The sequence below is a fragment of the Kitasatospora sp. NPDC091207 genome (assembly GCF_044768625.1).
In the GTDB taxonomy this organism is placed as follows: domain Bacteria; phylum Actinomycetota; class Actinomycetes; order Streptomycetales; family Streptomycetaceae; genus Kitasatospora.
Map to the genome: position 1 here is coordinate 1 of NZ_JBIVVS010000059.1, position 9,891 is coordinate 9,891.

At 76.4% G+C, this 9,891-nt stretch carries 2 protein-coding genes; both read left to right on the forward strand.

Annotated elements, in window-relative coordinates:
* A partial coding sequence (locus ACIQTO_RS37980; protein ID WP_402398225.1) for a type I polyketide synthase occupies positions 1–2,782 on the forward strand: 2,782 nt, incomplete at its 5' end.
* Between the two features lie 36 nt (positions 2,783–2,818).
* A partial coding sequence (locus tag ACIQTO_RS37985) for a type I polyketide synthase (RefSeq protein WP_402398227.1) occupies positions 2,819–9,891 on the forward strand: 7,073 nt, incomplete at its 3' end.

A 9,891-nucleotide genomic window follows, 5' to 3' on the forward strand; every position in this document is an offset into this window, starting at 1 on the left:
GCGGGTCGAGCTGCCGACGTACGCCTTCCAGCGCGAGCGCTACTGGCTGGAGCCCGTCGCGGGTGATGTGGCCTCGGCCGGGCTCACCGACGCGGTGCACCCGTTGCTCGCGGCCGTGGTCGAACTCCCGGACGGGGGAACGGTGCTGACCGGCCGGATCTCCCTCGGCACCCATCCCTGGCTGACCGGTCACACGGTGCTGGGTTCGGTGCTGCTGCCCGGTGCGGCCTTCGTGGAGCTGGCGTTGACGGCCGGACGGCGGGTCGGGTGCCCGAGGCTGGAGGAGCTGGTGCTCGCCGCGCCGCTGGTGCTGCCGCGTTCGGGGGCCGTCCAGCTCCAGGTGGTGGTCGAGGCGCCGGACGGGTCCGGCGGCCGGGCCGTGGCGGTGTACTCGCGGCCGGCCGCCGATGACGCCGATCCCGAGTGGACCCGGCATGTGACCGGTTCGCTGGGCGTCGGCGAGGCCGATCCCGGGGCGGGCTTCGACCGGCCGGACGGCGATGCGGCGGAGCGTGATCTGACCTTCCTGTACGAGGGGTTGGCCGAACGGGGCTACGACTACGGTCCGGTGTTCCAGGGCCTGCGCAGGCTCTGGCAGTCCGGGGACGAGGTCGTCGCGGAGATCGAGCTGCCCGCGGGCCGCCCCGGTGCGGCCGGCGACTACGTCCTTCACCCGGCGCTGCTGGACGCGGTCGTGCACCCCCTGCTGCCGGGCGTCGTGGACGACGAGCGCGGGGCCGGGCTGCCGTTCGCCTGGAGCGGGGTGAGCGTGTTCGCGCCGGGGACGTCGCGGCTGTGGGTACGGATCGCGCCGGTCGGCCCGGACACGGTGTCGCTGCACATGGTGGACGAAGGCGGTCGGACGGTCGCCCGGATCGACTCCCTGACCTGGCGGGAGGTGAGTGCCGACGCCGTCCGGTCCACCGGTCACGAGTCCCTGTTCGCCGTGGTGTGGCAGCCGGTCGAGCCGGCTTCGGGGGACACCGCCTCCTGGGCGGTGCTCGGCGCGCCACGGGCCGAACTCCCCGTCCACTACGCCGATGTGGCCGCTCTCGGCGCGGCTCTGGACGCCGGGGCGCCGCTGCCGTCGGTCGTGCTGGCGCCGCTGGCCGCCGGGGACGCGGCCGATCCGTCCGCCACGGTCGGTGACGCGCTGGAGCTGGCGCAGGCCTGGCTGGCGGACGAGCGGCTGAGCGGGGCCCGGCTGGTCGTCGTCACCACCGGCGCGGCCGGGCCGGACCCGGCGGATCTCGCCGGGGCGGCCGCCTGGGGCCTGCTGAGGTCGGCCCAGACCGAGCACCCCGACCGGCTGGTGCTGGTCGACGTCGACGACCTGGACCGGGCCCTGCCGCTGCTGCCGGGGGCGGTGGCCTCGGGCGAGCCGCAGCTGGCCCTGCGGGCCGGCGCCGTCCTGGTGCCCAGGGTGGTCCGCCCGGCGGCCGGGGAGAGCGACCCGGTGCCGTTCCCGGCGACCGGGACGACGCTGATCACCGGCGGAACCGGCGTGCTGGGCGGGATGTTCGCCCGCCACCTGGTGGGCGCCCACGGGGTGCGCCGGCTGCTGCTGGCCGGCCGGCGCGGGCCGGACGGTCCGGGCGTCGCCGAACTGGTCCGGGAGCTGCGGGAGTCGGGCGCCGAGGTGGACGTGGTGGCCTGCGACGTGACGGACCGGGCCGCGCTGGCCGGCCTGCTGGCCGCCGTGCCCGCCGAGCACCCGCTGACCGCCGTCCTGCACCTGGCCGGGGTCGCCGACGACGGCGTCATCGGGTCGCTGACCCGCCACCGGGTCGCCGAGGTGCTCGCGCCCAAGGCGGACACCGCCCGGCACCTGCACGAGCTCACCCTCGACCTGGACCTGTCGGCGTTCGTGGTGTTCTCCTCGGTGGCGGCCACCTTCGGGGCGCCCGGCCAGGGCAACTACGCCGCCGCCAACGGCTACCTCGACGCGCTGGCCCTGTACCGGCGGGCCCGGGGCCTGCCGGCGCTGGCCCTGTCCTGGGGCCTGTGGGCGCGGGAGAGCGGGATCACCGGCCGGCTGGGCGCGGCGGACCTGCGGCGGCTCGCGCGGGCCGGGGTCATCGCGCTGGACGACGCGACCGGCCTCGACCTGTTCGACGCGGCCCTGGCGACGGGGCGGCCCTGGCTGCTGCCGATGCGGCTGGACACCAAGGCCCTCCGGGCCCAGGGCGAGGCCCTGCCGGCGGTGCTGCGCGGCCTGGCCGGCCGGCCCCGGCGGGCCGGTGCGACGGCCGGGACGCCCGGGGAGTCCCTGGTGGACCTGCTGGCGCGCACCGCGCCGGAGGACCGGGACCGGCTGATCGACGACGTGGTGTGCCGGGAGATCGCCGTCGTCCTCGGCCATGCCGGGGCCGACGGTCTCGACCGGGACCGGACCTTCGCGGAGCTGGGCTTCGACTCGCTGACCGCGGTGGACCTGCGCAACCGGCTCACCGCCCTGGCGGGGCGGCGCCTGCCGGCCACGCTGGCCTTCGACTACCCGACCCCGACCGCGCTGGTGGCCTATCTGCGCACCGAACTGCGGGACCGGGCACCGGACATCGGGCACCCCGTGCTGGACCGCCTGGAGGCGCTGGAGGCCGCCACCGGCACCGCCGACCTCGACGCGTCCACCCGGGGGCAGGCGGTGGAGCGGCTGCGCGCGCTGCTCTCCCGGTGGACGGCCGACACCGAGGCGGCCCAGGTCACCGAGAGGCTGGCCGACGCCTCCGCGGACGAGGTCTACGACTTCGTCACCAGGGAACTCGGGATCTCCCTCAGCTGAGCACGTCTGTACGCGACACCGATCGGGGCGGAAGACATGGCGAACGACGAGAAGTTGCTGAACTACCTGAAGCAGGTCTCCGCGGACCTCTACCAGGCCCGGCACCAGCTGCGGGAGTTCGAGGAGCGGGACCAGGAGCCCATCGCGATCGTCGGGATGGGGTGCCGGTTCCCCGGCGGGGTCGCCTCGCCGGAGGACCTCTGGCGGCTGCTGGCCGACGGCGGTGACGCGATCACCCCGTTCCCCACCAACCGGGGCTGGCCGGCGGACCTGTTCGACCCGGACCCGGACCGGACCGGCAAGACGTACAGCACGGACGGCGGATTCCTGCACGGCGCAGGGGAGTTCGACGCCGAGTTCTTCGGCATGAGCCCGCGCGAGGCGATGGGCGTCGACGCCCAGCAGCGGCTGCTGCTGGAGACCGCCTGGGAGACGCTCGAACGGGCCGGGATCGATCCGGCCACCGTCCGGGAGCAGCCGCTCGGGGTCTTCACCGGGGTGATGTACGCCGACTACGGGGCCCGCTTCCTGACCGCGCCGGACGGCTTCGAGGGCTACCTCGGGCACGGCAGCGCGGCGAGCATCGCCTCCGGGCGGATCGCCTACAACCTGGGCCTGACCGGCCCGGCGATCACCGTGGACACCGCCTGCTCGTCCTCCCTGGTGGCGCTGCACCTGGCGATCCGGGCGCTGCGGGCGGGGGAGTGCACGATGGCCCTGGCCGGCGGGGTCACCGTGATGTCCTCCCCGGCGGTCTTCGTGGAGTTCTCCCGTCAGCGCGGCCTCTCCTCCGACGGCCGGTGCAAGTCCTTCTCGGCCGCCGCCGACGGGGTCGGCTGGTCGGAGGGCGTCGGCCTGCTGCTGGTCGAGCGGCTGTCGGACGCCCGGCGCAACGGGCACCCGGTGCTGGCGGTGGTGCGCGGCAGTGCGGTGAACCAGGACGGCGCGTCGAACGGTCTGACGGCGCCGAACGGTCCGGCCCAGCAGCGGGTGATCCGGCAGGCGCTGGCGAACGCCGGGCTGACCCCGGCCGACGTGGACGTGGTCGAGGCGCACGGCACCGGCACCCGGCTCGGCGACCCGATCGAGGCCGAGGCCCTGCTCGCCACCTACGGGCGCGAGCGGGAGGGCGACCGGCCGCTGTACCTCGGGTCGGTGAAGTCCAACATCGGGCACACCCAGGCCGCCGCCGGGGTGGCCGGCATCATCAAGCTGGTCATGGCGCTGCGCAACGGCGTCCTGCCCCGCACCCTGCACGTGGACACCCCCTCCCCGCACATCGAGTGGGAGACCGGCGCCGTCCGGCTGCTCGACCGCGAGCAGGCCTGGGCACCGGGCGACCGCCTCCGGCGGGGCGCCGTGTCCTCGTTCGGCATCAGCGGCACCAACGCGCACGTCGTGCTGGAGGAGGCGCCCGAGGAGGCACCCGGGCCCGCGCCCGAGACGGCACCCGGGCAGGCGCCCGAGGAGGCGCCCGGGGTGCCCGACGAGCCCGCGACCGCAGCGCGGCCGGCCGGCGGGGCGGACCGCACCCCGGCGGCCGTGGTGCCCTGGGTGTTCTCCGCCCGCAGCGCCGCCGCCCTGCGGGCGCAGGCGGCCCGGCTGGCCGGCTGGCCCGCCCCCGACCTCGCCGACGCGGGCCGGGCGCTGCTCTTCACCCGCACCGCGTTCGAGCACCGGGCGGTCGTCCTCGGCACGGACCACGCGGAGCTGACGGCCGGGCTGGCCGCCGTGGCCGACGGCTCGCCGGCGGCCGTCACCGGTACGGCCGGCGCGCCCGGCGGCACGGTGTTCGTGTTCCCCGGGCAGGGCTCGCAGTGGCTCGGCATGGCCACCGAACTGCTCGGCGAATCAACGGCGTTCGCCACCGCGATGGCCGAGTGCGACGAGGTGCTCGGCGAGCTGACCGGCTGGTCCGTCCTCGACCTGCTGGCCGAGACGGAGGACGCGTCCTCCCTGGACCGCGTCGACGTCGTCCAGCCCGCCCTGTTCGCGGTCATGGTGTCGCTGGCGGCGGCCTGGCGGGCGATCGGGGTGTCCCCGGCCGCGGTGATCGGGCACTCGCAGGGCGAGATCGCCGCCGCCTGCGTGGCCGGGGCGCTGTCCCTGCGCGACGCGGCCCGCGTGGTGGTGCTGCGCAGCCGCGCCCTGACCGAACTGGCCGGCCTCGGCGGCATGGCGTCCGTCCCGCTGTCCCTCGCCGAGGTCGAGGAGCGGCTCGCCGCGTACGGGGCGGAGCTCTCCGTGGCGGCCGTCAACGGCCCCCGGGCCGTAGTCGTCTCCGGCTCCACCGGCGCGCTCGACGAACTGCTCGCCGCCCTGACCGCCGAGGACGTCCGGGCCCGCCGGATCCCGGTGGACTACGCCTCGCACTCCGCGCACGTCGAGGGGATCCGCGGCCGGCTGCTGGCCGAACTCCGCGACCTCGCGCCGCGTCCGGCCGACACCCCGCTCTGGTCCACGGTGACCGGCGAGTGGCTGGACACCGCCGGGATGGACGCCGACTACTGGTACGAGAACCTGCGCCGCACGGTGCGCTTCGCCGACGGCACCGCGGCCCTGCTGGCCTCGGGGCACAGCACCTTCGTGGAGATCAGCCCGCACCCGGTGCTCACCCCGGGCATCGGGGAGACGGCCGAGGAGCGCGGCGCCGGGCACGCCGTCGTGGTCGGCTCGCTGCGCCGCCACCACGGCGGCCTGCAGCAGCTGCTGTCCAACGCGGCCGCGCTGCACGTGCGGGGCGTGCCGGTCGACTGGGCGGCCCTGTTCGACGGCCCGCGCCGACCGGTCGAGCTGCCCACCTACGCCTTCCAGCACACCGACTACTGGCTCCGGTCCGACGGATCGGTGGGCGACGTCACGGCCGCCGGCCTCGGGCTCGCGGGGCACCCCCTGCTGGGCGCCTCGGTCGAACTGGCCGGCGGCGGCGTGGTCCTGACCGGGCGGCTGGCGCTGAGCAGCCACCCGTGGCTCGCCGACCACGCCGTCCTGGACACCGTGCTGCTGCCCGGCACCGGGCTGCTGGAGCTCGTCACCACCGCCGGTGACCGGCTGGGCTGCGGTCGCATCGAGGACCTCACCCTGACCGCCCCGCTGCTGCTGCCCGCCCAGGGCGCCGTCCAGATCCAGGTCGTCGTCGGCCCGGCGGACGAGCACGGGCAGCGCGAGGCGTCCGTGCACTCGCGGCCCGAACCGGCCGACGGACTGCCGGAGCCCGTCTGGACCGGCCACGCCACCGGGGTGGTCGGCCCCGGCGGCGTGACGCCCGCCGAGGTGGGCGCCTGGCCGCCGCCCGGCGCCGTCGAGGTGGACCTGGACGGCGTCTACGCCCGGCTGGCCGGGCTCGGCCACGGCTATGGCCCGCAGTTCCAGGGCCTGCGCCGGGTCTGGCGGCGTGCCGGCGAACTCTTCGCTGAGACCGCGCTCAGCCCCGAACAGGCCACCGAGGCAGGCCGGTTCGTGCTCCACCCCGCCCTGTTCGACGCCGCCCTGCACCCGCTGCTGCGCGGTGTCGTCGACGACGGCCGGCACGGCGGTCTGCCGTTCGCGTGGAGCGGCGTCGAGGTGCACGCCGCCGGAGCCACTCGGCTCCGGGTCCGCCTCACCCCGACCGGGCCCGACTCCGTCGCGCTGGCCCTCGCCGACGCCGACGGCGCGCCCGTCGCCACCGTCGCCACGCTGACCTGGCGCGAGGTCGACCCGAACGCCCTGCGCGGCGCGGGCCGTGAGCACGACGACCTGTTCCGGATCGACTGGCGCCCGGCCACCGCCACCCGGCCGGCGCCCGCGCGGCCCGCCCTGCTCGCCGCCGATGAGCTGTCGGCGGTGTTCCCCGGCGGCACCGGGTACCCGGATCTGGCCGCGCTGCGCCGGGCACTGGACGACGGGGCAGCCGCGCCCGAACTCGTCCTGACCGGCCTGGCGCCGAGCGGCGGCGACCCGCTCGCCGCCACCCACGCGGCCGTGACCGGGACGGCCGCCCTACTCACCACCTGGCTGTCCGACGAGCGGCTGGCCGGCACCCGGCTCGCCGTCGTCACCCGGGGCGCGGTCGACGGCACCGACCTGGCCGCCGCGGGCGTCCGGGGCCTGCTGCGGGCCGCCGCCACCGAACACCCCGGGCGCTTCCTGCTGGTCGACGCGGACAGCGGCCCGGCGGCACCCGCGGCGGAGGCCTGGACGGCGGCGCTGACCGTCGACGAGCCCGAGGTGCTGCTCCGCGACGGCGCCGTCCTGGTGCCCCGGCTGGCCCGGGTGCCCGCCGCCGACGCACCCGCCGGCCCCGCGACCTCGACCGGCGCGGGCGCCGAAACGGGCGCCGAAACGGGCGCCGGCGCGGGCCCGTTCGACCCCGACGGCACCGTACTCGTGACGGGCGCCACCGGCGCGCTCGGCACCCGGCTCGCCCACCACCTGGTCCGCGAGCACGGGGTGCGCCACCTGCTGCTGGTCAGCCGCTCCGGACCGGCCGCGCCCGGTGCGCGGGCCCTGCGCGACGAGCTGGCCGCCCTCGGCGCCGAGGCCACCGTCGCGGCCTGCGACGTCGGCGACCGGGCCGCGCTCACCGCGCTGCTCGACGCCGTCCCCGCCGACCGGCCGCTGCGCGCGGTCGTGCACACCGCCGGCGTTCTCGACGACGGACTCGTCACCGCGCTCACGCCGGAGCGGTTCGCCGCCGTGCTGCGCCCGAAGGCCGACGCGGCCTGGCACCTGCACGAGCTGACCCGCGACCTCGACCTGACGGCCTTCGTCCTCTACTCCTCGGCCGCCGCCACCTTCGGTGGCGCGGGCCAGGCCAACTACGCGGCGGCCAACGGGTTCCTGGACGCGCTGGCCGCCCACCGCGCCCGGCTCGGCCTGCCGGTGACCACCCTGGCGTGGGGGCTGTGGGAGTCGAGCGGGGCGATGACCGGCGAACTGACCGACGCCGACCGCGACCGCATCGCCCGGGCCGGGATGCGCCCGCTCACCGACGCGGAGGGCCTCACCCTGCTCGACACCGCGCTGCGGGAGGGCCACACCTGGACCTTGCCCACCCGGCTCGACCTGCCCGTCCTGCGCGGCCTCGGCGCCGAACTCCCGCCCCTGCTACGAGGCCTGGTCCGGCCCACCGCGCGCCGCGGCACCGCCGGCAAGGGCGAGAGCGCCTCCGCGCTGACCGGCCGGCTGGCCGGGCTCACCCCCGCCGAGCGCGCCCGCGCCCTGGCCGACCTGGTCCGGGGCCAGGTCGCCGAGGTGCTCGGGCACCGCGACGCCTCGGCCATCGAGGCGGACCGGCCGTTCACCGAGCTCGGCTTCGACTCGCTGACCGCCGTCGAACTGCGCAACCGGCTCAGGAACGTGACCGGCCTGAAGCCCTCCGCCACCCTGGTCTTCGACTACCCGAGCGTGGCCGCGCTCGCCGCTCACCTCGACGCCGAGCTCGGCGGCGCGGACGCGGCGGGCCCGGTGGCGGTCGCGGTCCCGGTCGGCTCCCCGCTCGACGACGACCCCGTCGTCATCGTCGGCATGGCCTGCCGCTACCCCGGCGGGGTCGGCTCGCCCGAGGACCTCTGGCAGCTGGTCACCGACGGAGTCGACGCCATCCGGCCGTTCCCGGCCGAACGCGGCTGGAGCATCGAGGACCTGTACGACGCCGACCCGGACGCGCCCGGCAAGACCTACACCGTCGAAGGCGGCTTCCTCGACGGCGTCGACCGCTTCGACGCGGGCTTCTTCGGGATCTCCCCGCGCGAGGCGCTCAGCATGGACCCGCAGCAGCGGCTGCTGCTGGAGACGACCTGGGAGGTGTTCGAACACGCCGGTATCGACCCGCAGGCGCTGCGCGGCAGTCAGACCGGCGTGTTCGCCGGCATCAGCGGCCAGGACCACGCGGGCATTCTCGCCAAGGCCCCCGAGTTCGAGGGCTATCTGCTGACCGGCAGCGCGGGCGCCATCGCCTCCGGCCGGATCGCCTACACCTTCGGCTTCACCGGTCCGACGCTGACCGTCGACACCGCCTGCTCCTCCTCGCTGGTGGCGATCCACCTGGCGGCGCAGGCGCTGCGCAACGGCGAGTGCTCGCTGGCCCTGGCCAGCGGTGTGATCGTGATGTCCACCCCGACCCTGTTCGTGGAGTTCTCGCGGCAGCGGGTCGGGGCGCCGGACGGCCGGTGCAAGTCCTTCTCGGCGGCCGCCGACGGCGCGGGCTGGTCCGAGGGCGCGGGCGTGCTGCTCCTGGAGCGGCTGTCGGACGCCCGACGGTTGGGGCACCGGGTCTGGGCGGTCCTGCGCGGCAGCGCGGTCAACCAGGACGGCGCGTCGAACGGGTTGACGGCGCCCAACGGTCCTTCGCAGGAGCGGGTGATCCGGCAGGCCCTGGCGAGTGCGGGCCTGTCGGCGGCGGATGTGGACGCGGTGGAGGCGCACGGGACGGGCACCCGGCTGGGCGACCCGATCGAGGCCCAGGCCCTGCTGGCGACCTACGGACGCGACCGCGACGCGGACCGGCCGTTGTTCCTGGGGTCGGTGAAGTCGAACATCGGACACACCCAGCACGCGGCGGGGATGGCCGGCGTGATCAAGATGGCGCTGGCAATGCAGCACGGTGTCCTGCCCCGGACCTTGCACCTGGACGAGCCGAGCCCGTATGTCGACTGGTCGGCCGGTGCGGTGGAGCTGCTGGGCGAGGCCCGGGAGTGGCTCCCGACGGACCGGCCGCGTCGGGCGGGCGTGTCGTCGTTCGGGATCAGTGGCACGAACGCGCATGTGATCCTCGAACAGGGGGATCCGGCGGAGGCCGTCGTCGCTGATCGTGCGGGGATGCCGGTGGTGCCGTGGGTGGTGTCGGCGCGCACTCCGGAGGCACTGGCCGCGCAGGTGGCGCGGGTGGCGGAGCTGACGGCCGGTGGCGGTGACGGCAGCGGTGTCGATCCGGTGGATGTCGGGTGGTCGCTGGCGTCGTCGCGGGCGGTGTTCGAGCACCGGGCGGTGTTGCTGGGCGCTCACGCCTCCGAACTCGCCTCCGCCGAACCCGTGGTGGCCGTGCCGGGTGCGGTGCGCTCGGGTGTGGGGTTCCTGTTCGCGGGCCAGGGTGGTCAACGCGTCGGTATGGGGCGGGAGTTGTACGA